Origin of the sequence: Shewanella sp. Arc9-LZ, assembly GCF_010092445.1 — a bacterium.
Lineage (GTDB): Bacteria > Pseudomonadota > Gammaproteobacteria > Enterobacterales > Shewanellaceae > Shewanella.
Map to the genome: position 1 here is coordinate 515,199 of NZ_CP048031.1, position 26,235 is coordinate 541,433.

General features: G+C 48.6%; 8 protein-coding genes. 2 read left to right on the forward strand and 6 right to left on the reverse strand.

What is annotated here, in order from left to right:
- Window positions 1-46: 46 nt before the first annotated feature.
- The 5 genes from GUY17_RS02410 to hemC all read right to left on the reverse strand — a co-directional run bounded on the left by GUY17_RS02410 (window position 47) and on the right by hemC (window position 22,821).
- Window positions 47-18,268: a type I secretion C-terminal target domain-containing protein gene (locus GUY17_RS02410; protein WP_162021951.1), complete on the reverse strand. Its 18,222-nt coding sequence runs from the start codon at window positions 18,266-18,268 to the stop codon at window positions 47-49.
- 376 nt (window positions 18,269-18,644) lie between these two features.
- Entirely contained in the window at window positions 18,645-19,814 is a 1,170-nt protein-coding gene (locus GUY17_RS02415) for a heme biosynthesis HemY N-terminal domain-containing protein (protein ID WP_162022192.1), read from the reverse strand.
- Window positions 19,811-21,061: a uroporphyrinogen-III C-methyltransferase gene (locus GUY17_RS02420; RefSeq protein WP_162022193.1), complete on the reverse strand. Its 1,251-nt coding sequence runs from the start codon at window positions 21,059-21,061 to the stop codon at window positions 19,811-19,813. Before GUY17_RS02420 ends, GUY17_RS02415 begins: the two co-directional genes overlap by 4 nt.
- 85 nt (window positions 21,062-21,146) lie before the next feature.
- Window positions 21,147-21,866 carry a uroporphyrinogen-III synthase gene (locus tag GUY17_RS02425; RefSeq protein WP_101086285.1) on the reverse strand — a complete coding sequence of 240 codons (720 nt, stop codon included), beginning with the start codon at window positions 21,864-21,866 and terminating at the stop codon, window positions 21,147-21,149.
- A 25-nt stretch (window positions 21,867-21,891) separates the two neighbouring features.
- Window positions 21,892-22,821 carry a hydroxymethylbilane synthase gene (gene hemC / locus GUY17_RS02430; RefSeq protein ID WP_162022194.1) on the reverse strand — a complete coding sequence of 310 codons (930 nt, stop codon included), beginning with the start codon at window positions 22,819-22,821 and terminating at the stop codon, window positions 21,892-21,894.
- Between the two features lie 272 nt (window positions 22,822-23,093).
- Between hemC and GUY17_RS02435 the strand changes: the two genes are divergently transcribed.
- Window positions 23,094-25,553, forward strand: coding sequence for a class I adenylate cyclase (locus GUY17_RS02435; protein ID WP_162022195.1), 2,460 nt, complete (start codon window positions 23,094-23,096; stop codon window positions 25,551-25,553).
- A gap of 70 nt (window positions 25,554-25,623) precedes the next feature.
- Here GUY17_RS02435 and cyaY read toward each other — a convergent pair whose 3' ends face one another.
- Entirely contained in the window at window positions 25,624-25,959 is a 336-nt protein-coding gene (cyaY, locus tag GUY17_RS02440) for an iron donor protein CyaY (protein ID WP_101086282.1), read from the reverse strand.
- 79 nt (window positions 25,960-26,038) lie between these two features.
- On the opposite strand from cyaY, the gene GUY17_RS21160 reads away from it, so the two are divergent.
- Entirely contained in the window at window positions 26,039-26,221 is a 183-nt protein-coding gene (locus GUY17_RS21160) for a lipoprotein (protein WP_302476621.1), read from the forward strand.
- Window positions 26,222-26,235 lie beyond the last annotated feature (14 nt).

Here is a 26,235-nt window from a genome sequence, read left to right on the forward strand (position 1 = left end):
AAATATGCGCCACATAATACTATGCGACGCAGTCAATGTGTTGTTATTAAGGAATAATATTTCCATTATGTTGATCAAATAGATCAGCATGACTGGTTCCTGGCGATGGAGCAGGGTTGACGGTTGCAGTATCTACAATGAGTGCACCATCATTAAGTAAACCATTAATGATCACTCCGTCTGTGGTGCTACCGTATTCTTGCGACAGATCTACACCATCCAGAACAATAACTTGGTCAATACTACCATTATGGTCGGCATCGATAGAAATTGTCGTGCTGCCATTACTGAACGAGAAATCTAAGTAGTTATCTAAATCGCCGTTCTGTTCATTCTGCAATAAATCACTGATATGAAGGGAGTCATTATTGACTTCGAAGTCTTTAATCGTATCGGTACCAGTATCGCCCTTAGACCATACAAAGGTATCGTTACCCAAGCCACCAATCAGAGTGTCATTACCTAGGCCGCCAATAAGAACGTCATTACCTTCACCACCATAGATAACATCGTTGCCACCTTGGCCAAACAGAATATCGTCACCAATACCGCCATCAAGAATGTCGTTACCATCATTTTGGTTGTTGATATTAAACTCATTTACATGGTCACGAATGTAATCATGCACTGCTCTTACATCAACATCACCAACATTTTGGCCCGTTTTATCTGCAACATAGGTTTGTAAAGCGACATACCCTTGCTCTGATGAACCGCTAAATCGAACTAAGTCACCAAAGATAATGTCATCACCTTGGTTCCCGACAGTATTGTCGTCACCTTGTGATTGTAATGTCTCAGAACCTGTGATGATGCTTGATAAATCAGATACATCAATCGACGCACGAACATTGCCGTCTGTATCGTATAGCTTCAAGTTAGCTTCATTAACAGTGGTGCCACCGTTTGCACTGGCTAAGCTGATTGCTTCAACTTCCGAAACTGCAGCGAGTAAGTTAAATGCATGTAGCGCCTGTGCGGTTGTATTTGTTCCATTGTCTGTAAAGCTTTTAACACTATTATCAGTGTTAAAGCTTAATTGGCCAATTTTAGCGCCTGTGTATGGTGAATACACTGCACCGCTAGCATTGACAACGACTTGACCATCTATGCTGATGACTTGGCCTTTAGAATAGTTATTAGAGGTCAACAAACTACTTAAGGTTTGATAGCTACTGGTCGTAACATCATAACTCATTAATACTGTTGAAGTATTAGTATCAATTGTTTGCGCATTTGGTGAGCCATCAGTAATGAAGTAAGAAATATTATTTCCAACATTATTTAACACTGTGCTGCTAGTAAACCAATTTATTGCAGACTCAAAACCAGCTTCATAGTTAGTAGAACCACTCGCGCTCATTTTTGCTAATTCAGTAAGCAGTGTTTGGACCGCATTTGAGTCGTCCATATTTACTGAAACAGAGTAATTTGAGCCTGATGCAAAGTTAGTCAGTAACACATTTACAATACCGCTATGAGAGCTTGTTGCGCTATTTGCTAGAGACTCAAATACCGCTTCCAATTGCGTTTTAGCTTCAGCAATAACACCGGACATACTGCCTGAAGTATCAAAAATAAAGGCTATATTGTAATTTTCTCCAGCAACAATCTGTAAACCTTGTTGATCACTGACAATAATATCGTTATTTGGCGTTCCTTTAATCACGTCATTACCCGGATTGCCGTTATAACTGACATAAGTGGAGCTAGCGTCAGCTTCTCCAACAATGTTAATCGTCACTGTCGCTGTGTCGGTAGCACCATATTGATCTGTTACTGTATAAGTAAAGGTATCCGTTGCAAGTTGCCCAGCAGTCAGTGCTTCAAATGAATCGTTTGTGTCATAAGAATAAGTACCATCACTGTGAATAGTTAGCAGTGCGCCGCTTGGTAATATAACTACCTGACCATCTGTAACTATTGAACCATTTACTCCAGTTAGAGCAAATGTGTTTCCCTGGGCATCAGAGTCATTATTAAGTAGACCTTGACTCGTGTTCGAAATGGTTAATACGCCATCTTCTGACACTAAGTAGGTTCCCATAATAGCAGGACCAGATGCGGCAACATTTGTCAGGAAATAATCAGATGAGTCAGTTAATGCTGCGCCACCATTTGCTTCACTAATGGTTTTAGTTGCTTCAAATACCAGTTGGTCGAAGACAATATTACCGGTATCAATACTGAAAGTACCTGCGTCACCTGAAGTCGTCTTAAACGTTTCACTTGCAACTAATTGACCATTGTAATAAGCCTTCCAAACACCTTGTTCACCATTATTTTCATTAGAGAACATGTTTGAAACACTGAATGTCGCCTTATTAACTAATCCATTAAAGTCAATCACAATTGATTCAGATGTCGCGGTAGCTGAATCATATTCGATTTGTCCGGCAATTTGGTCTGAAGTTCGTGGTGAGCCTGCGACACCGAGTTTGTTAGTACCAGATTCTATGTTAACTACACCCATTGAGCCATCAGCTGTACGAGCTGATATTTTCATTAAGCTCTGGCCGTTTGATTGAGGAATTGTCCAAGCGTTAGTTGCACCTGAAGTCACACTAAATGATGTACCAGGAAGGTCATCATTAGCATCAACATTGTTTATCGATGCAGTATCATTAACAGCTGTTGATTCGTTACCTGCGGCATCAGTTTGAGTTATTTCAACGGTAATTTGTTCACCTGGACTTGGAACATCTGCTGTCCATGTGATCTCACCATTGTCGTAATTGAAAGCTATACCAGTTGTTGAACCATCTAAATTAACTAATTGACCATTTTCGAGTTTCAGATCAAATGAAACATCATAACCATTGACTGTTATGGATATTGAAACAAAACCACCTGCAACAAGGTCTGCATTATCTACTTCAGCTTTAATTTGTATCCCATTACCATTGGCAGCTATTTCATTATAATTTAACCAACCGTCTCCAGGGACTCCATCGTCTACAATAATAATTGACAGTGCAGAGGGTGCCGTTCTATCGACGCCTTGCACATCGGTTGCCACAGCAGAGGGGTTACCGGCGATATCAATCACTTGCGCGGTGACATCAACATCGGTCGCGCCTGCAGTCACAGGGACTTCAACATCAAAGCCGTTGTCGAGCATGTCTTGAGTGACAGGGCCATTAAATAGGGTGTTGCCGTTGCCGTCAGTGACAATCAAGGTGTCGCCGACTTGGGTGCCAGTCGCTAGCGTCACGGTCGCGGTCACAGTGCCGTCGCTGCCGATCTCATCGCTGTTGAACACGCCGTCAGTGCCCATGCCGCTGAATTCAACGATTGGTGCAGGTGCGGCAACATTGTCCACAGGCTGGTTGTCGGTAGCAGTCGCAGAGGGGTTACCGGCGATATCAATCACTTGCGCGGTGACATCAACATCGGTCGCGCCTGCAGTCACAGGCACTTCAACGTCAAAGCCGTTGTCGAGCATGTCCTGAGTGACAGGGCCGTTAAATAGGGTGTTGCCATTGCCATCAGTGACAATCAAGGTGTCGCCGACTTGGGTGCCAGTCGCTAGCGTCACGGTCGCGGTCACAGTGCCATCAGTACCGATCTCATCGCTGTTGAACACGCCATCGCTGCCCATGCCGCTGAACTCAACGGTCGGTGCAGGTGCGGCAACATTGTCCACAGGCTGGTTGTCGGTAGCAGTCGCAGAGGGGTTACCGGCGATATCAATTACTTGCGCGGTGACATCAACATCGGTCGCGCCTGCAGTCACAGGCACTTCAACGTCAAAGCCGTTGTCGAGCATGTCCTGAGTGACAGGGCCGTTAAATAGGGTGTTGCCATTGCCATCAGTGACAATCAAGGTGTCGCCGACTTGGGTGCCAGTCGCTAGCGTCACGGTCGCGGTCACAGTGCCGTCGCTGCCGATCTCATCGCTGTTGAACACGCCGTCAGTGCCCATGCCGCTGAACTCAACGGTGGGTGCAGGTGCGGCAACATTGTCCACAGGCTGGTTGTCGGTGGCGGTTGCTGATGGGTTACCGGCGATATCAATCACTTGCGCGGTGACATCAACATCGGTCGCGCCAGCAGTGACAGGCACTTCAACGTCAAAGCCGTTGTCGAGCATGTCCTGAGTGACAGGGCCGTTAAATAGGGTGTTGCCATTGCCATCAGTGACAATCAAGGTGTCGCCAACTTGGGTGCCAGTCGCTAGCGTCACGGTCGCGGTCACAGTGCCGTCGCTGCCGATCTCATCGCTGTTGAACACGCCGTCAGTGCCCATGCCGCTGAACTCAACGGTGGGAGCAGGTGCCATGGTGGCATCAACAGGTTGTGTATCTGTTGCGGTTGCAGAGGGGTTACCGGCGATATCAATCACTTGCGCGGTGACATCAACATCGGTCGCGCCAGCAGTCACAGGCACTTCAACGTCAAAGCCGTTGTCGAGCATGTCCTGAGTGACAGGGCCGTTAAATAGGGTGTTGCCATTGCCATCAGTGACAATCAAGGTGTCGCCGACTTGGGTGCCAGTCGCTAGCGTCACGGTCGCGGTCACAGTGCCGTCAGTACCGATCTCATCGCTGTTGAACACGCCATCGCTGCCCATGCCGCTGAACTCAACGGTGGGTGCAGGAGCCATGGTGGCATCAACAGGTTGTGTATCAGTGGCGGTTGCAGAGGGGTTACCGGCGATATCAATTACTTGCGCGGTGACATCAACATCAGTTGCGCCTGCAGTCACAGGGACTTCAACGTCAAAGCCGTTGTCGAGCATGTCTTGAGTGACAGGGCCATTAAATAGGGTGTTGCCATTGCCATCAGTGACAATCAAGGTGTCGCCGACTTGGGTGCCAGTCGCTAGCGTCACGGTCGCGGTCACAGTGCCGTCGCTGCCGATCTCATCGCTGTTGAACACGCCGTCAGTGCCCATGCCGCTGAATTCAACGATTGGTGCAGGTGCGGCAACATTGTCCACAGGCTGGTTGTCGGTAGCAGTCGCAGAGGGGTTACCGGCGATATCAATCACTTGCGCGGTGACATCAACATCGGTCGCGCCTGCAGTCACAGGCACTTCAACGTCAAAGCCGTTGTCGAGCATGTCCTGAGTGACAGGGCCGTTAAATAGGGTGTTGCCATTGCCATCAGTGACAATCAAGGTGTCGCCGACTTGGGTGCCAGTCGCTAGCGTCACGGTCGCGGTCACAGTGCCATCAGTACCGATCTCATCGCTGTTGAACACGCCATCGCTGCCCATGCCGCTGAACTCAACGGTCGGTGCAGGTGCGGCAACATTGTCCACAGGCTGGTTGTCGGTAGCAGTCGCAGAGGGGTTACCGGCGATATCAATTACTTGCGCGGTGACATCAACATCGGTCGCGCCTGCAGTCACAGGCACTTCAACGTCAAAGCCGTTGTCGAGCATGTCCTGAGTGACAGGGCCGTTAAATAGGGTGTTGCCATTGCCATCAGTGACAATCAAGGTGTCGCCGACTTGGGTGCCAGTCGCTAGCGTCACGGTCGCGGTCACAGTGCCGTCGCTGCCGATCTCATCGCTGTTGAACACGCCGTCAGTGCCCATGCCGCTGAATTCAACGATTGGTGCAGGTGCGGCAACATTGTCCACAGGCTGGTTGTCGGTAGCAGTCGCAGAGGGGTTACCGGCGATATCAATCACTTGCGCGGTGACATCAACATCGGTCGCGCCTGCAGTCACAGGCACTTCAACGTCAAAGCCGTTGTCGAGCATGTCCTGAGTGACAGGGCCGTTAAATAGGGTGTTGCCATTGCCATCAGTGACAATCAAGGTGTCGCCGACTTGGGTGCCAGTCGCTAGCGTCACGGTCGCGGTCACAGTGTCATCAGTACCGATCTCATCGCTGTTGAACACGCCATCGCTGCCCATGCCGCTGAACTCAACGGTCGGTGCAGGTGCGGCAACATTGTCCACAGGCTGGTTGTCGGTAGCAGTCGCAGAGGGGTTACCGGCGATATCAATTACTTGCGCGGTGACATCAACATCGGTCGCGCCTGCAGTCACAGGCACTTCAACGTCAAAGCCGTTGTCGAGCATGTCCTGAGTGACAGGGCCGTTAAATAGGGTGTTGCCGTTGCCATCAGTGACAATCAAGGTGTCGCCAACTTGGGTGCCAGTCGCTAGCGTCACGGTCGCGGTCACAGTGCCATCAGTACCGATCTCATCGCTGTTGAACACGCCGTCAGTGCCCATGCCGCTGAACTCAACGGTGGGTGCAGGTGCGGCAACATTGTCCACAGGCTGGTTGTCGGTAGCAGTCGCAGAGGGGTTACCGGCGATATCAATCACTTGCGCGGTGACATCAACATCGGTTGCGCCAGCAGTGACAGGGACTTCAACGTCAAAGCCGTTGTCGAGCATGTCTTGAGTGACAGGGCCATTAAATAGGGTGTTGCCGTTGCCATCAGTGACAATCAAGGTGTCGCCAACTTGGGTGCCAGTCGCTAGCGTCACGGTCGCGGTCACAGTGCCATCAGTACCGATCTCATCGCTGTTGAACACGCCGTCAGTGCCCATGCCGCTGAACTCAACGGTGGGTGCAGGTGCGGCAACATTGTCCACAGGCTGGTTGTCGGTGGCGGTTGCTGATGGGTTACCGGCGATATCAATTACTTGCGCGGTGACATCAACATCGGTTGCGCCTGCAGTGACAGGGACTTCAACGTCAAAGCCGTTGTCGAGCATGTCTTGAGTGACAGGGCCGTTAAATAGGGTGTTGCCGTTGCCGTCAGTGACAATCAAGGTGTCGCCAACTTGGGTGCCAGTCGCTAGCGTCACGGTGGCGGTCACAGTGCCATCAGTACCGATCTCATCGCTGTTGAACACGCCGTCGCTGCCCATGCCGCTGAATTCAACGATTGGTGCAGGTGCCATGGTGGCATCAACAGGTTGTGTATCAGTGGCGGTTGCTGATGGGTTACCGGCGATATCAATCACTTGCGCGGTGACATCAACATCGGTCGCGCCTGCAGTCACAGGCACTTCAACGTCAAAGCCGTTGTCGAGCATGTCCTGAGTGACAGGGCCGTTAAATAGGGTGTTGCCATTGCCATCAGTGACAATCAAGGTGTCGCCGACTTGGGTGCCAGTCGCTAGCGTCACGGTCGCGGTCACAGTGCCATCAGTACCGATCTCATCGCTGTTGAACACGCCATCGCTGCCCATGCCGCTGAACTCAACGGTCGGTGCAGGTGCGGCAACATTGTCCACAGGCTGGTTGTCGGTAGCAGTCGCAGAGGGGTTACCGGCGATATCAATTACTTGCGCGGTGACATCAACATCGGTCGCGCCTGCAGTCACAGGCACTTCAACGTCAAAGCCGTTGTCGAGCATGTCCTGAGTGACAGGGCCGTTAAATAGGGTGTTGCCATTGCCATCAGTGACAATCAAGGTGTCGCCGACTTGGGTGCCAGTCGCTAGCGTCACGGTCGCGGTCACAGTGCCGTCGCTGCCGATCTCATCGCTGTTGAACACGCCGTCAGTGCCCATGCCGCTGAACTCAACGGTGGGTGCAGGTGCGGCAACATTGTCCACAGGCTGGTTGTCGGTGGCGGTTGCTGATGGGTTACCGGCGATATCAATCACTTGCGCGGTGACATCAACATCGGTCGCGCCAGCAGTGACAGGCACTTCAACGTCAAAGCCGTTGTCGAGCATGTCCTGAGTGACAGGGCCGTTAAATAGGGTGTTGCCATTGCCATCAGTGACAATCAAGGTGTCGCCAACTTGGGTGCCAGTCGCTAGCGTCACGGTCGCGGTCACAGTGCCGTCGCTGCCGATCTCATCGCTGTTGAACACGCCGTCAGTGCCCATGCCGCTGAACTCAACGGTGGGAGCAGGTGCCATGGTGGCATCAACAGGTTGTGTATCTGTTGCGGTTGCAGAGGGGTTACCGGCGATATCAATTACTTGCGCGGTGACATCAACATCGGTCGCGCCAGCAGTCACAGGCACTTCAACGTCAAAGCCGTTGTCGAGCATGTCCTGAGTGACAGGGCCGTTAAATAGGGTGTTGCCATTGCCATCAGTGACAATCAAGGTGTCGCCGACTTGGGTGCCAGTCGCTAGCGTCACGGTCGCGGTCACAGTGCCATCAGTACCGATCTCATCGCTGTTGAACACGCCATCGCTGCCCATGCCGCTGAACTCAACGGTGGGTGCAGGTGCCATGGTGGCATCAACAGGTTGTGTATCAGTGGCGGTTGCTGATGGGTTACCGGCGATATCAATCACTTGCGCGGTGACATCAACATCGGTTGCGCCAGCAGTGACAGGGACTTCAACGTCAAAGCCGTTGTCGAGCATGTCTTGAGTGACAGGGCCGTTAAATAGGGTGTTGCCGTTGCCGTCAGTGACAATCAAGGTGTCGCCAACTTCAGTGCCAGTCGCTAGCGTCACGGTCGCGGTCACAGTGCCGTCAGTACCGATCTCATCGCTGTTGAAGATACCATCGCTGCCCATGCCGCTGAATTCAACGATTGGTGCAGGTGCGGCAACATTGTCCACAGGCTGGTTGTCGGTGGCGGTTGCAGAGGGGTTACCGGCGATATCAATCACTTGCGCGGTGACATCAACATCGGTTGCGCCAGCAGTGACAGGGACTTCAACGTCAAAGCCGTTGTCGAGCATGTCTTGAGTGACAGGGCCATTAAATAGGGTGTTGCCGTTGCCATCAGTGACAATCAAGGTGTCGCCAACTTGGGTGCCAGTCGCTAGCGTCACGGTCGCGGTCACAGTGCCATCAGTACCGATCTCATCGCTGTTGAACACGCCGTCAGTGCCCATGCCGCTGAACTCAACGGTGGGTGCAGGTGCGGCAACATTGTCCACAGGCTGGTTGTCGGTGGCGGTTGCAGAGGGGTTACCGGCGATATCAATCACTTGCGCGGTGACATCAACATCGGTCGCGCCAGCAGTGACAGGGACTTCAACGTCAAAGCCGTTGTCGAGCATGTCCTGAGTGACAGGGCCGTTAAATAGGGTGTTGCCGTTGCCGTCAGTGACAATCAAGGTGTCGCCAACTTGGGTGCCAGTCGCTAGCGTCACGGTCGCGGTCACAGTGCCATCAGTACCGATCTCATCGCTGTTGAAGATACCATCGCTGCCCATGCCGCTGAACTCAACGGTGGGTGCAGGTGCGGCAACATTGTCCACAGGCTGGTTGTCGGTGGCGGTTGCAGAGGGGTTACCGGCGATATCAATCACTTGCGCGGTGACATCAACATCGGTCGCGCCAGCAGTGACAGGCACTTCAACGTCAAAGCCGTTGTCGAGCATGTCCTGAGTGACAGGGCCGTTAAATAGGGTGTTGCCGTTGCCGTCAGTGACAATCAAGGTGTCGCCAACTTCAGTGCCAGTCGCTAGCGTCACGGTCGCGGTCACAGTGCCGTCAGTACCGATCTCATCGCTGTTGAAGATACCATCGCTGCCCATGCCGCTGAATTCAACGATTGGTGCAGGTGCGGCAACATTGTCCACAGGCTGGTTGTCGGTAGCAGTCGCAGAGGGGTTACCGGCGATATCAATCACTTGCGCGGTGACATCAACATCGGTCGCGCCAGCAGTGACAGGGACTTCAACGTCAAAGCCGTTGTCGAGCATGTCCTGAGTGACAGGGCCGTTAAATAGGGTGTTGCCGTTGCCGTCAGTGACAATCAAGGTGTCGCCAACTTGGGTGCCAGTCGCTAGCGTCACGGTCGCGGTCACAGTGCCATCAGTACCGATCTCATCGCTGTTGAACACGCCGTCAGTGCCCATGCCGCTGAATTCAACGATTGGTGCAGGTGCGGCAACATTGTCCACAGGCTGGTTGTCGGTAGCAGTCGCAGAGGGGTTACCGGCGATATCAATTACTTGCGCGGTGACATCAACATCGGTTGCGCCTGCAGTGACAGGGACTTCAACGTCAAAGCCGTTGTCGAGCATGTCTTGAGTGACAGGGCCATTAAATAGGGTGTTGCCGTTGCCATCAGTGACAATCAAGGTGTCGCCAACTTGGGTGCCAGTCGCTAGCGTCACGGTCGCGGTCACAGTGCCATCAGTACCGATCTCATCGCTGTTGAACACGCCGTCAGTGCCCATGCCGCTGAACTCAACGGTGGGTGCAGGTGCGGCAACATTGTCCACAGGCTGGTTGTCGGTGGCGGTTGCTGATGGGTTACCGGCGATATCAATTACTTGCGCGGTGACATCAACATCGGTTGCGCCTGCAGTGACAGGGACTTCAACGTCAAAGCCGTTGTCGAGCATGTCTTGAGTGACAGGGCCGTTAAATAGGGTGTTGCCGTTGCCGTCAGTGACAATCAAGGTGTCGCCAACTTGGGTGCCAGTCGCTAGCGTCACGGTCGCGGTCACAGTGCCATCAGTACCGATCTCATCGCTGTTGAAGATACCATCGCTGCCCATGCCGCTGAACTCAACGGTGGGTGCAGGTGCGGCAACATTGTCCACAGGCTGGTTGTCGGTGGCGGTTGCAGAGGGGTTACCGGCGATATCAATCACTTGCGCGGTGACATCAACATCGGTCGCGCCAGCAGTGACAGGCACTTCAACGTCAAAGCCGTTGTCGAGCATGTCCTGAGTGACAGGGCCGTTAAATAGGGTGTTGCCGTTGCCGTCAGTGACAATCAAGGTGTCGCCAACTTCAGTGCCAGTCGCTAGCGTCACGGTGGCGGTCACAGTGCCGTCAGTACCGATCTCATCGCTGTTGAAGATACCATCGCTGCCCATGCCGCTGAATTCAACGATTGGTGCAGGTGCGGCAACATTGTCCACAGGCTGGTTGTCGGTAGCAGTCGCAGAGGGGTTACCGGCGATATCAATCACTTGCGCGGTGACATCAACATCGGTCGCGCCAGCAGTGACAGGGACTTCAACGTCAAAGCCGTTGTCGAGCATGTCCTGAGTGACAGGGCCGTTAAATAGGGTGTTGCCGTTGCCGTCAGTGACAATCAAGGTGTCGCCAACTTGGGTGCCAGTCGCTAGCGTCACGGTCGCGGTCACAGTGCCATCAGTACCGATCTCATCGCTGTTGAACACGCCGTCAGTGCCCATGCCGCTGAATTCAACGATTGGTGCAGGTGCGGCAACATTGTCCACAGGCTGGTTGTCGGTAGCAGTCGCAGAGGGGTTACCGGCGATATCAATCACTTGCGCGGTGACATCAACATCGGTTGCGCCAGCAGTGACAGGGACTTCAACGTCAAAGCCGTTGTCGAGCATGTCTTGAGTGACAGGGCCATTAAATAGGGTGTTGCCGTTGCCATCAGTGACAATCAAGGTGTCGCCAACTTGGGTGCCAGTCGCTAGCGTCACGGTCGCGGTCACAGTGCCGTCGCTGCCGATCTCATCGCTGTTGAACACGCCGTCAGTGCCCATGCCGCTGAACTCAACGGTGGGTGCAGGTGCCATGGTGGCATCAACAGGTTGTGTATCAGTGGCGGTTGCTGATGGGTTACCGGCGATATCAATCACTTGCGCGGTGACATCAACATCGGTTGCGCCTGCAGTGACAGGGACTTCAACGTCAAAGCCGTTGTCGAGCATGTCTTGAGTGACAGGGCCGTTAAATAGGGTGTTGCCGTTGCCGTCAGTGACAATCAAGGTGTCGCCAACTTGGGTGCCAGTCGCTAGCGTCACGGTCGCGGTCACAGTGCCGTCGCTGCCGATCTCATCGCTGTTGAACACGCCGTCAGTGCCCATGCCGCTGAACTCAACGGTGGGTGCAGGTGCCATGGTGGCATCAACAGGTTGTGTATCAGTGGCGGTTGCTGATGGGTTACCGGCGATATCAATCACTTGCGCGGTGACATCAACATCGGTTGCGCCTGCAGTGACAGGGACTTCAACGTCAAAGCCGTTGTCGAGCATGTCTTGAGTGACAGGGCCGTTAAATAGGGTGTTGCCGTTGCCGTCAGTGACAATCAAGGTGTCGCCAACTTGGGTGCCAGTCGCTAGCGTCACGGTCGCGGTCACAGTGCCATCAGTACCGATCTCATCGCTGTTGAACACGCCGTCAGTGCCCATGCCGCTGAATTCAACGATTGGTGCAGGTGCGGCAACATTGTCCACAGGCTGGTTGTCGGTAGCAGTCGCAGAGGGGTTACCGGCGATATCAATCACTTGCGCGGTGACATCAACATCGGTTGCGCCAGCAGTGACAGGGACTTCAACGTCAAAGCCGTTGTCGAGCATGTCTTGAGTGACAGGGCCATTAAATAGGGTGTTGCCGTTGCCATCAGTGACAATCAAGGTGTCGCCAACTTCAGTGCCAGTCGCTAGCGTCACGGTGGCGGTCACAGTGCCGTCAGTACCGATCTCATCGCTGTTGAACACGCCGTCAGTGCCCATGCCGCTGAACTCAACGGTGGGTGCAGGTGCGGCAACATTGTCCACAGGCTGGTTGTCGGTAGCAGTCGCAGAGGGGTTACCGGCGATATCAATCACTTGCGCGGTGACATCAACATCGGTCGCGCCAGCAGTGACAGGGACTTCAACGTCAAAGCCGTTGTCGAGCATGTCTTGAGTGACAGGGCCATTAAATAGGGTGTTGCCGTTGCCATCAGTGACAATCAAGGTGTCGCCAACTTCAGTGCCAGTCGCTAGCGTCACGGTGGCGGTCACAGTGCCGTCAGTACCGATCTCATCGCTGTTGAACACGCCGTCAGTGCCCATGCCGCTGAACTCAACGGTGGGTGCAGGTGCGGCAACATTGTCCACAGGCTGGTTGTCGGTAGCAGTCGCAGAGGGGTTACCGGCGATATCAATCACTTGCGCGGTGACATCAACATCGGTCGCGCCAGCAGTGACAGGCACTTCAACGTCAAAGCCGTTGTCGAGCATGTCCTGAGTGACAGGGCCGTTAAATAGGGTGTTGCCATTGCCATCAGTGACAATCAAGGTGTCGCCGACTTGGGTGCCAGTCGCTAGCGTCACGGTCGCGGTCACAGTGCCGTCGCTGCCGATCTCATCGCTGTTGAAGATACCATCGCTGCCCATGCCGCTGAACTCAACGGTCGGTGCAGGTGCGGCAACATTGTCCACAGGCTGGTTGTCGGTAGCAGTCGCAGAGGGGTTACCGGCGATATCAATCACTTGCGCGGTGACATCAACATCGGTCGCGCCTGCAGTCACAGGCACTTCAACGTCAAAGCCGTTGTCGAGCATGTCCTGAGTGACAGGGCCGTTAAATAGGGTGTTGCCATTGCCATCAGTGACAATCAAGGTGTCGCCAACTTCAGTGCCAGTCGCTAGCGTCACGGTGGCGGTCACAGTGCCGTCAGTACCGATCTCATCGCTGTTGAACACGCCATCGCTGCCCATGCCGCTGAACTCAACGGTGGGTGCAGGTGCGGCAACATTGTCCACAGGCTGGTTGTCGGTAGCAGTCGCAGAGGGGTTACCGGCGATATCAATTACTTGCGCGGTGACATCAACATCGGTCGCGCCTGCAGTCACAGGCACTTCAACGTCAAAGCCGTTGTCGAGCATGTCCTGAGTGACAGGGCCGTTAAATAGGGTGTTGCCATTGCCATCAGTGACAATCAAGGTGTCGCCAACTTCAGTGCCAGTCGCTAGCGTCACGGTGGCGGTCACAGTGCCGTCAGTACCGATCTCATCGCTGTTGAAGATACCATCGCTGCCCATGCCGCTGAACTCAACGGTGGGTGCAGGTGCGGCAACATTGTCCACAGGCTGGTTGTCGGTAGCAGTCGCAGAGGGGTTACCGGCGATATCAATCACTTGCGCGGTGACATCAACATCGGTCGCGCCAGCAGTGACAGGCACTTCAACGTCAAAGCCGTTGTCGAGCATGTCCTGAGTGACAGGGCCGTTAAATAGGGTGTTGCCATTGCCATCAGTGACAATCAAGGTGTCGCCGACTTGGGTGCCAGTCGCTAGCGTCACGGTCGCGGTCACAGTGCCGTCGCTGCCGATCTCATCGCTGTTGAAGATACCATCGCTGCCCATGCCGCTGAACTCAACGGTCGGTGCAGGTGCGGCAACATTGTCCACAGGCTGGTTGTCGGTAGCAGTCGCAGAGGGGTTACCGGCGATATCAATTACTTGCGCGGTGACATCAACATCGGTCGCGCCTGCAGTCACAGGCACTTCAACGTCAAAGCCGTTGTCGAGCATGTCCTGAGTGACAGGGCCGTTAAATAGGGTGTTGCCATTGCCATCAGTGACAATCAAGGTGTCGCCGACTTGGGTGCCAGTCGCTAGCGTCACGGTCGCGGTCACAGTGCCGTCGCTGCCGATCTCATCGCTGTTGAACACGCCATCGCTGCCCATGCCGCTGAACTCAACGGTGGGTGCAGGAGCCATGGTGGCATCAACAGGTTGTGTATCAGTGGCGGTTGCAGAGGGGTTACCGGCGATATCAATTACTTGCGCGGTGACATCAACATCAGTTGCGCCTGCAGTCACAGGGACTTCAACGTCAAAGCCGTTGTCGAGCATGTCCTGAGTGACAGGGCCGTTAAATAGGGTGTTGCCATTGCCATCAGTGACAATCAAGGTGTCGCCAACTTCAGTGCCAGTCGCTAGCGTCACGGTGGCGGTCACAGTGCCGTCAGTACCGATCTCATCGCTGTTGAACACGCCATCGCTGCCCATGCCGCTGAACTCAACGGTGGGTGCAGGTGCGGCAACATTGTCCACAGGCTGGTTGTCGGTGGCGGTTGCTGATGGGTTACCGGCGATATCAATCACTTGCGCGGTGACATCAACATCGGTCGCGCCAGCAGTGACAGGGACTTCAACATCAAAGCCGTTGTCGAGCATGTCTTGAGTGACAGGGCCATTAAATAGGGTGTTGCCGTTGCCGTCAGTGACAATCAAGGTGTCGCCGACTTGGGTGCCAGTCGCTAGCGTCACGGTCGCGGTCACAGTGCCGTCGCTGCCGATCTCATCGCTGTTGAACACGCCGTCAGTGCCCATGCCGCTGAATTCAACGATTGGTGCAGGTGCGGCAACATTGTCCACAGGCTGGTTGTCGGTAGCAGTCGCAGAGGGGTTACCGGCGATATCAATTACTTGCGCGGTGACATCAACATCGGTCGCGCCTGCAGTCACAGGCACTTCAACGTCAAAGCCGTTGTCGAGCATGTCCTGAGTGACAGGGCCGTTAAATAGGGTGTTGCCGTTGCCATCAGTGACAATCAAGGTGTCGCCGACTTGGGTGCCAGTCGCTAGCGTCACGGTCGCGGTCACAGTGCCGTCGCTGCCGATCTCATCGCTGTTGAACACGCCATCGCTGCCCATGCCGCTGAACTCAACGATTGGTGCAGGTGCGGCAACATTGTCCACAGGCTGGTTGTCGGTAGCAGTCGCAGAGGGGTTACCGGCGATATCAATCACTTGCGCGGTGACATCAACATCGGTCGCGCCTGCAGTGACAGGCACTTCAACGTCAAAGCCGTTGTCGAGCATGTCTTGAGTGACAGGGCCGTTAAATAGGGTGTTGCCATTGCCATCAGTGACAATCAAGGTGTCGCCGACTTGGGTGCCAGTCGCTAGCGTCACGGTCGCGGTCACAGTGCCGTCGCTGCCGATCTCATCGCTGTTGAAGATACCATCGCTGCCCATGCCGCTGAACTCAACGGTCGGTGCAGGAGCCATGGTGGCATCAACAGGTTGTGTATCTGTTGCTGTTGCAGAGGGGTTACCGGCGATATCAATTACTTGCGCGGTGACATCAACATCGGTCGCGCCAGCAGTCACAGGCACTTCAACGTCAAAGCCGTTGTCGAGCATGTCCTGAGTGACAGGGCCGTTAAATAGGGTGTTGCCATTGCCGTCAGTGACAATCAAGGTGTCGCCGACTTGGGTGCCAGTCGCGAGCGTCACGGTGGCGGTCACAGTGCCGTCAGTACCGATCTCATCGCTGTTGAACACGCCATCGCTGCCCATGCCGCTGAATTCAACGGTGGGTGCAGGTGCCATGGTGGCATCAACAGGTTGTGTATCTGTTGCGGTTGCAGAGGGGTTACCGGCGATATCAATCACTTGCGCGGTGACATCAACATCGGTCGCGCCTGCAGTCACAGGGACTTCAACGTCAAAGCCGTTGTCGAGCATGTCCTGAGTGACAGGGCCGTTAAATAGGGTGTTGCCATTGCCATCAGTGACAATCAAGGTGTCGCCAACTTGGGTGCCAGTCGCGAGCGTCACGGTCGCGGTCACAGTGCCGTCAGTACCGATCTCATCGCTGTTGAACACGCCGTCAGTGCCCATGCCGCTGAACTCAACGGTTGGTGCAGTTGACGTTATATCGACAATCCCATTATCATTATCTGTGGCTGTATTACCGGCAGGATCTGTAACTTCAGCGACAACGGTATAGTCTCCTTCTGACAATGGGTCAACTACATCGACTTCATATGTTCCATCAGGATTCACTATCGTTGTAATGGTCTGTTCGTTACCTTCACTATCAGTAATAATTAACGTAACAGTACTGCCTACAGGTGCGTCAGTCGTACCCGTGATAGTTGGTGTAGTGTCGTTTGTAAGAGCTGGTGCATCGACTGTAATAACCGGTGGTGTGGTATCTAAAATTGCAGAGTCACTTCCTTCAGGCGTTGTATTACCATTAGAATCAACGACTACAGCAACAACTTCAATTTCTTCACCTTCACCAGGAGCTGGTAAATTGAGATTTACGCTACCAGTATCAATATCTTCTTGTGTTAATACTATTTCAATGCCATTAACAATAAGTGTGTCACCGGCTTGAGCACCAGTGTTGTCCAGGCCGATAGTAACGTTTATTTCTGTAGCGCCATTCAGCTCTTCATTACTAATAAAACCGTCATCATTAAGATCTGTATTAATTACAACGGTAGGTGCGCCATCAGCGACTGGAGTTACATTAATAGTTAATGTCGCTGTTTCACCAGTGTTAGTAGTGTAAGTAATAACAGGAACGGTACCGTTCCAGTTTTCATTTGGGGTGAAGGTATAAGAGCCATCTTCATTGATGATCAGCACACCGCCCTCAAGCGTGACTTCAGTGCCGGCAGGATAGGTTTGGCCGTCAACTTCAAATGTCACCACGCTTAAATCTGAATCTGGATCGCTATCATTATCTAATACATTGCCTGATGCGGGTGTGTCCTCTGATACAGTGACAACATCATTAACTGTTACCGTAGGGTCTTCAACAGGGGTGATTTCAATGGTTAATGTTGCTGTTTCACCAGTGTTAGTAGTGTAAGTAATAACAGGAACTGTACCGTTCCAGTTTTCATTTGGAGTGAAGGTATAAGAGCCATCTTCATTGATGATCAGCACACCGCCATCTAGTGTGACTTCAGTGCCGGCAGGATAGGTTTGGCCGTCAACTTCAAATGTCACCACGCTTAAATCTGAATCAACATCACCGTCGTTATCTAATACGTTACCCGTTGCTACACTGTCTTCAGCAACAGTATTGGTGTCGTTGACCAAAACGGACGCATCATCAACAGGCGTGATTTCAATAGTTAATGTAGCGGTAACACCAGTATTGGTGGTGTAAGTAATAACAGGAACTGTACCGTTCCAGTTTTCATTCGGAGTGAAGGTATAAGAGCCATCTTCATTGATGATTAGCACACCACCCTCAAGCGTGACTTCAGTGCCTGCAGGATAGGTCTGGCCGTCAACTTCAAATGTCACGACGCTTAAATCTGTGTCGGCATCGGTGTCATTAGCTAACACATTGCCAGAAGCAACTTGATCTTCGCCGACTGTAATAGTGTCATTGAATAATACTGATGGGGAATCATTTTCAGTAAGAGCTTCTTCTTGAATGACTGCTGTTGGGGCAGCAGCTTGTCCGGTTGTGTCGTAGCCAGAATCCGCAAGTGTTTCGTCACCATCTCTTGTTACAGCAACATAACCAAAATCACCTTGGTTGGCCGTTGGGGTGCCAGCCGCGGTTTCTGGTAAATCTGCAGTTGGGTCTTCTCCAGACGCAATCAATGCCTGTAAAGCTTCGATTTCATCTAAAGCTTGTTGATCTGCTACTTGTTCAACAATGGTATCATCGATGTTATCGGCTAATGTATTAATCGATTCGTCATTAGGAATGTTAGCACTATTAAAAATAGTGCCGTCATCAAACGTAATCACGAAACCAAGGTTATTACTGCTGGCAACTATTGCACCAGTCGGCACAACTTGACCGAGTTGTAGTTCCTTAGTTTCATTGTTAATCGTTATTGTTACTGAACCTTCCGAAGCAGAAAGTATTCCATTTTTTGACGTAGTCATTGATCCCATTTGAAGCTCCCAACAGCTTTAATACACTTATAATACCAATACATTAATATGCATAATATATGCTTAATTAAATACTAGTATTAACATTAAAATTAATTTAGACACAATATGTTAATAATATCATCCGCTGCTAAAGTAGTCAATTTTTTGACGTTGTACCAACGTTAAATATATTATTGAAAATAGAGTTATAAAATAGATAAATACCATAGAGCATAAACTGATACCACACGTTTCTCCGTCATAAAAAGTTCACAATTACGGATTAGCTCTACCACCATTATATCGGCAGATATAACATAAAATGAACAAATTGATGACAAAAAAGCCTGCAAGATTGCAGGCTTTGGATGTGTACAAAAATAATACTTATTGTTTACAGAATATTAGCTGCATTGCGATAGCTATGAGCCGCTGTCGAATTTTCGCCTAACTGTTCTTGTGCTTGGGCTAAAGCCAGCCATGATTGATGGGTTGGTGCTATGCGACATACATTTTGCCAATGAATTTTGGCTTGTTTAGTATCCCGACTCTGAATCGCTAGTCTTGCAAGGCACATTTGATAGTCAGCATCATTTTCATGAGTGGTTTCTAATTTACTGAGTAATTTACGTATATCTTGATCTTGAGCGGTAATTAAATCAGGTATTGCTGTAAATAACGCTGCTGATGGCGAAGCATTGAGTTGTTTATTAATTAACTTTAGCGCTTGATCTTTATGACCATACTGAATAAGTCCATGAGCATAAGCTAATATAAGTTCATCCTCTTTACGTTCTGACTTATTTAACCAATGCCAACATTTAGTTAACTCAGCTTCAGATACTTTTGCTGCATTGATCATTAAAATACTGTTGGTCTTAGTATTTAATTGGTTGAACTCTGTTTCAGCTAATAATTGACGCTTTTTAAGAATTGGTAACAACAACTTCAATGCCTGCCAATCGTGTTGTTGTTGATATAATTCTTGTGCCAATTTAAGCACTGGGGAGCTACTTTTGCTTGTAGGGTTCAGCTTATCTAATATTGCACGGGCCTTAATCAGTTCACCTTGTTTCATTAAATAACGGGTACGCGAAGTATAAACCGCTGTTTTTGCAATTGGGTTTTTCTCAGCTTGAGTTAAATAATGATCGCGAGCTGTAATATCACCTTGATAGTGTGCCGCTCTAGCTGCTGCAAATAGATTTAATACCGGAATTTCACCTTTTTCAGCCCCTTTTGCCATGGCTTTTTCTGCCGCTGACCAATCTTCTTTTGCCAACGCTAAAGCGCCGATTAACGTATGTTTTTTAGCGGCTTTTCTTCGCCATTGCTCAGGAAGATATCGGCTACTTAATACGATATTTAATAACAAGATGATTAACCATTCGAGTAATTGCAGCGCAAAATAAAACACAATTAAGCCAACAACACCTGTCACTAAGCTGGTTTCTATCTGATAGTCACCCATCGCGATGTAAATGTAACCGCTTTGCCCAATAATGAGTGGACTAAGACACAGTCCAATTAAAATGAGAACAACATAAACTAGCGTCTTAATCATTGCGTAGGCTCCCCAGTAGGCATAATTTCACCATAGATAACCAGTTGCTGCAGTAGTGGCGATGCTTGAAATTTATTGAGGGTAATCTTCTCAATGCTAACTTTGGCAAGCTTATCTAAAGACGCAATCATTGTTTTGGTCTTTGGATCACTTAAGTCAAAATACTGTTGTAACCACTTGTCTGCTAATAAAATAGATTGTTGATAATTCAGTTGATCAAATCGGTACAATGCTAATTGTGCTTGCAATAATTTGTTGCGAATATTTTCGACTAAATACCATTGCTGCTCAGGTGATAATAGTGGTTCTAGATCAGTAGTCCGTTTACGGATAGTGATGAATCCATCAGTTAAATCGTGCCAAGTTCGGGCCAAATTCTGTTGCCAGTCATCAATTGAATCAGTTACTTGTTGAGTGCTTTTATTGTCAGCAAAATTTTCATCAACACGATTTAATGGTAATTGTGTTAAGCCATCAATAAGGGTATCTAAGTCAAAGATAGTATTGGTGATGTCAGTCGTTTTTAATGCTTTAACTTTGGTGATGTCAGCTGCTAACGCTTTGCGTAATACTGTTAATGCAGGATCTTTCATCGCACTAATGCGTTCATCTGCCGATTGTAATAAACCAATAGCGGTTTGTGGATCGTTTTCTAACCACAGTTTTCTACCCGCCATGCGTACAAGGTATTCAGCTTCTGATGCCATCCAATGGTTAGGGCTGCGCTGTGCAATCACCGCAACACGCTCTTGCAATTGTTTATTCGACTGCTGCAGTTGGGCTAATTTCGCATAAGCTTTGGTATCATTCAGTTGTTGTTGCTCTAACGTGCCAATGCGTTTATTTGTTGCCATTGCCGTTTGCTGTAATTCATATTTTAACGATTTATTTTGGGTTACTTGCTCAGAGATATTTTGCCCTAACTGAGTTTGGCCATTACTTTGTTGATCCAGTTGCAAATACAGCCAATAACAAGCTGCAATAGCCACTATTGCTACGAGTAAACTGAACAGTACTCCAAGACGGATCCACCAAGAACTAGGTTTCGCTTTGCGTCGACTATTATTTACAGGTGAATTAGCAGAGGAGTTTGCCTGGTTATTATTGGTTTTGCTGTCAGCAGATTTTTGGCTGGTTGCATTGCCTTTTTTGGTCTGTGTCGGCTTTTCTACAGGAGTTGGTGCTGGAGAAATAACTTTCTCATCCTTGTGAGCTGGCGAGTTTGGATCTTTTTTATTGTTTTCCATGAACAGTCCTTGAAAGCAAAAATACAACCAATAAAAGCAATATTAATAAATGCGTGTCGATGCAAGATAACAATACAATAACAAATTATAACGCAAGACTCGCTAGTATAGCTTGAGTATTTGCTCCATTTGCATTGGTAATGTGGCTTAAGCCCATTGCTTTTGCTTGTAATTCGACGCGATTACTGGGGACTATAATATGACATGCACGTAGCCATGCAAATAATTCTTTTGGTACAAGCTCAACTAAGTTGGATAATATTTCACCGCTGGTGACAACGATGGTGTCAATTCCAAACGATTCCCACTGCTGAGTTATCGCTTTAGCGTCAAGTTTTGGTATGGCTCGTTGATAGACTTGCCAATAGTTAACATTGGCGCCTCGCAGTCGTAACTGCTCCGCAAGTGTTTCTCGTCCGCCTAAACCCCGAACAATGATAAATGACTGTTTATCGACATTCTGTAATTGAGCTAGCGATAATAAACCTTCACTATCTTGATTGTCTTCAGGTGAGGTAAAAGCATTGATATTGTATTGAGCTAGGCTATCTGCCGTAGCTTGACCTACTGCAAAATAACGACAATGAGTCGGAAATTGTTGTTGTAATTTTTGCGCAGCAAAGTCCACTGAATTAGTGCTAATAAATAGTAAGTTGTCAGTGTTATTTAAGTGGATAGGATCGAGTTGTTCTGTGGTTTCTACAACCGATAATAGCGGAGTAACAAGATAAGCAACGTCTCGCAGCGAGAGTTGCTCTTCCATTGCTTGATTGCGCCCTTGTGGGCGCGTTAACAAGACTTTCATGGTCTGTTATCTTGATGACACAAGATTAACTGGCATACACGGCATCTAAAATAGTTTTAGCACCGCGACTCAGTAAATCCTCTGCAAGTGACTCCCCAAGTGCAACCGCATCGGTTTTAGAGCCGGAGACAGTACCTACAATTATTTGGCTGCCATCAGGATTACCAACTAAACCTCGTAGAGTTAAGTTATCACCGTTTATTTCAGCAAAAGCACCGATAGGGACTTGGCATCCGCCTTCTAAACGAGTATTCATTGCTCGCTCAGCAAGTACTCTATAACGGGTTTCTAAATGTTCAAGTGGTGCTAATAACGTTTTAACGCGCACATCATCAGTACGGCACTCAATTCCTACGGCACCTTGGCCATTAGCAGGCAGTGATTCTTCGGCAGAAATAAAGTTAGCGATACGTTCCTTTAGCTTTAAACGAATTAATCCGGCGGCTGCTAGAATAATTGCATCATAATCACCGCTGTCTAGCTTGGCTAAACGGGTGCCGACATTTCCGCGTAAATCTTTGATAACTAAATCAGGACGAGCAGCTCTAATTTGGCACTGACGGCGTAAACTGGATGTACCTACCACCGCGCCTTGTGGCAATTCGCTGATAGATTTATAACTGTTAGACACAAATGCATCACGCGGGTCTTCACGTTCACATATAACTTGTAAACCTAAACCTTCTGGAAACTCTACCGGTAAGTCTTTCATGGAGTGCACTGCAATATCGGCACGATTTTCAAGCATGGCAACTTCCAGCTCTTTAACAAACAGGCCTTTGCCACCGATTTTAGCTAAAGGAGTATCTAAAATGACATCACCTTTAGTACTCATTGGTAATAACTCAACGGTTAGTCCAGGGTGAATACGCTCAAGCTCAGCTTTAACAAATTCAGCTTGCCACATTGCAAGTGGACTTTTACGTGTTGCGATACGAATTATATTTTCAGACATGGTAGTAGATCCATCAGATAGCCTCATTAAGGTAATGCTATCATCGCTCAAGCTTTGATGTAACAAATCGATGGTAATTGTTTGAAGTGTGTAGGGCTTATTTTTGATTACTATTGTTTGTTAGTGACGAGTTAAACAAAAACAAATGTTGCGACGATCACTATTTAAGCAAAAGTGTGATCTTGATTGGCAATAATGGCCATTAACGGTTAGTCTTTTATAATGAGTAGTTACCAGATAGTTGCATTAGAGAAAGAAAAAGGAAGTCAGCCTTGACCGATAAAACGGCACATTATCAAAAGGATTTAGCTGAAAAACTAAATTGCACCAGATTAGCTCGAGCACTTAATGTACTTACTAATTTGCAGCAACATTTATTTCATCTTATTCCCTTCCTAATACACCATAATCAAATTGATGTTCCCGGTATTATTGATCCTGACACACCGTGTGGTGTCCACGGTTTTATTTTATCAGATGCGATAATTTCAGCATGTGATTTCTTATCTTTATCTATTCCTGAGACGAACCAGACAAGTGATTGTGTTTTTGAAGGCGTATATGCCATGGGAAGCACCGCTAGTTTTGGGCAGAACCCCCAAAGTGATGTCGATATATGGTTGGTTTACAATAGTCAATTGACTCAAGAGCAGCTTAAATTAATTGAATATAAGAATAAACTCATCAGTGACTGGTTTGCAGGTTTTGAGTTTGAAGTGAACTTTTATCTGGTGCATCCGATGCAATTTAGAGAATGCAGCGCATTTGATAATTGTCAGCCAGTAGGATTAGAGCATAGTGGCAGTAGTCAGCACTGGCTATTATTAGAAGAGTTTTACCGTTCTCACATTCGGCTCACAGGTAAAGTTGTTGCTTGGTGGCCCGATGCCGACAGTCAAAATACAGAGTCTGATGCCAATTTACTTTATCTTGGCGATATCAATTCTTTGCCAGCGGCAGAATATTTTGGCGCCTCATTATGGCAACTGTATAAGGGGCTTAATAAGCCTCATAAAGCATTATTAAAAGTGTTGTTGCTGGAAACTTATGCCTCGGAATACCCCCATACAACACTGATTACCCAACAACTTTGGCAATATTGTGAACAACAAGATTTTAGTGTTGTTAACGATGCTTACTTACTGCTTTATCAGCGTATTGAAGCCTACTTGATTGCTCAAGGTGATGACAATCGTTTAGAAATTGTCAGGCGTTGTTTTTACTTAAAATCTGGTGTCACGTTATCGTGTTTATCACCTCATAGTGCAGCGGACTGGCGGGTAGAAAAAATTAGCTCTCTGGTTAAGCAGTGGACATGGAGTCATGAGTTGGTGGCCACATTGGATAATAGCCCTCATTGGCATGCAGGTCAGTTAAAATGGTTCAATCAGCAACTTAGTGAACTGTTATTAGTCAGTTATAAGAATCTATTAAAATTTGCTTCAAAACAAACGCTAAGCGAACGTATGCGGGTTGAAGAATTAGGCTTGTTGGCGCGTAAATTACACACTTATTTTAGTGAGGATGAACATTTATTACAGCCTCTGAACCGCTTGTGGAGTTTATCGACTGCTGAAAAATCGTTGACTATCTTTCATTGCAAGCAAGCATCACGTTTTTATCTATATCGTCAAGCTTATATTGAACAGGATCCGTCTCAAGCTGTTGTGCACAATCAAGGAAATGAGTTCGATAATCATCCTATTCACGATGCGGATAATATATGCAGTTTAGTTGCCTGGTCAGTGTTGAATGGACTCGCAACGGTAGAGACTAAATGGTTTCAAGTTGGACGAGGTAAAAGGCGGACAGATAAATTAAGTTACCTAACGCGTAAACTTATCCCTGTTATGCACAATGTACCAACGGTTTATAAACGTGATTTATGCGAACCATGGTGCTATAAAAAAATTGTGTTGATTACCAATATGGATAAAGATCCGACCACTCAATTGAATGAACAAGAACTGATGTTGGAACATGTTAATGCCAATATTCTATCCTTCGGCCAGACAAAAATCAGTATGTTGTCATCGGTGGCGGTTGTTTGTTTAAACAGTTGGGGTGAGTGGCAGAGTCATCGTTTTAATGGGAAAACCGCATTGCTTGAAGCGATTTCATTTATTATTTTGGGACTAAAACGTTCAAATGAGCAAGTTGATTTATCAATTATTAGCTGCTCGGCAAAATTAAAACAACCGATTTTTAATCAACTGAAAACCTTACTGTTACGTTGTTATGGTTTAATGAAAAAGGTCAATCAGACAAATACATTGATGCATCCGATAACGATAGGCGATCAACATTATAGTATGCATTTCAATTCATTAGGTATGATGTATCGTAAAATTGATTCCACAACAGGTACAGAAAATCTTAATTCGTCTGTGTTGCCGTATGCTGATTTAGCTGACCATTCCCATTTGAATGCGCCATCGGTGATCCAAAAGTTCATCGCCATGGGGGCGAAGCAGTATTTTTTACGCGAACGTCTTCAAACGCTCGATGTGTTCATTGCAGACGAGCATAATCAGCTTGAGCATTTACAATACCAACACACTAGTATTAATGATTTTGTTGCCAAAGAAAGTCATTTGTATGTATTCGACGAGCAAAAGCAACGATCCCCTGTGTTTAATATGCCGCAGTTTTTTCAGCTTGTGGATATTGAAGGCAAGTTAACGGTAATACCTTTTGGTTTGTCAGTAGATGAGATGGGCTCAGCATTTTAAGCAAAAGCCCAATCTCAATGACAATTAAATGACTCACTTAGTGCTATCACACACTAAGTTCTTACGAGGTTTATGCGTTTATCTCGAGCAAAATGCCACTTTGTTTATTGATGGCATCAATCACAAAAGACATAAATTCCAAGCCATTACGGGTATCTAACCATTTACCATCTTTGTAATTAAAGTGATAACCACCTGATTTTGTCGCCAGCCAAATTTCATGAAGAGGCTCTTGTTTATTGATGACGATTTGCGAACTGTCTTCAAAAGCCAGCTGTAAAACATTGCCACTGGCGTTGATATCAACATCGGCATCTTGCTCGTCAATCGCTTTTTCTACCGCGTTCTCTATTTCGCCAAACATTTCATCGGCTAATCGATGAAACTCAGTATCTGTAATAGCCATGTATTTCTATCCTTTGCTTTCTGCGTTATGAATGCGATTATAAGACCATTATTCACTAGATGCACAGATGTTGAAAAAAATGAGACTGCTTTTATTTATTATGCTTGCTAGCCTATTCGTAACCGCATGTGGTCAAAAAGGCGTTTTATACAAAACTCCCGAGCCGGTGGCCAATAAAGTCGCCCCAAAACCTGCTAGCACTGATGTGCTAAAGCAAACTGAGGAACTCGACTCTCAACCTTCAACTTCACAACAAGAATAGCATTTATAAGGGAC

Coding starts and splice junctions, on each gene's coding strand:
- GUY17_RS02410 (WP_162021951.1), bottom strand. CDS start 18,268: ATGGGATCAATGACTACGTCAAAAAATGGAATACTTTCTGCTTCGGAA.
- GUY17_RS02415 (WP_162022192.1), bottom strand. CDS start 19,814: ATGATTAAGACGCTAGTTTATGTTGTTCTCATTTTAATTGGACTGTGT.
- GUY17_RS02420 (WP_162022193.1), bottom strand. CDS start 21,061: ATGGAAAACAATAAAAAAGATCCAAACTCGCCAGCTCACAAGGATGAG.
- GUY17_RS02425 (WP_101086285.1), bottom strand. CDS start 21,866: ATGAAAGTCTTGTTAACGCGCCCACAAGGGCGCAATCAAGCAATGGAA.
- hemC (WP_162022194.1), bottom strand. CDS start 22,821: ATGTCTGAAAATATAATTCGTATCGCAACACGTAAAAGTCCACTTGCA.
- cyaY (WP_101086282.1), bottom strand. CDS start 25,959: ATGGCTATTACAGATACTGAGTTTCATCGATTAGCCGATGAAATGTTT.
- GUY17_RS21160 (WP_302476621.1), top strand. CDS start 26,039: ATGAGACTGCTTTTATTTATTATGCTTGCTAGCCTATTCGTAACCGCA.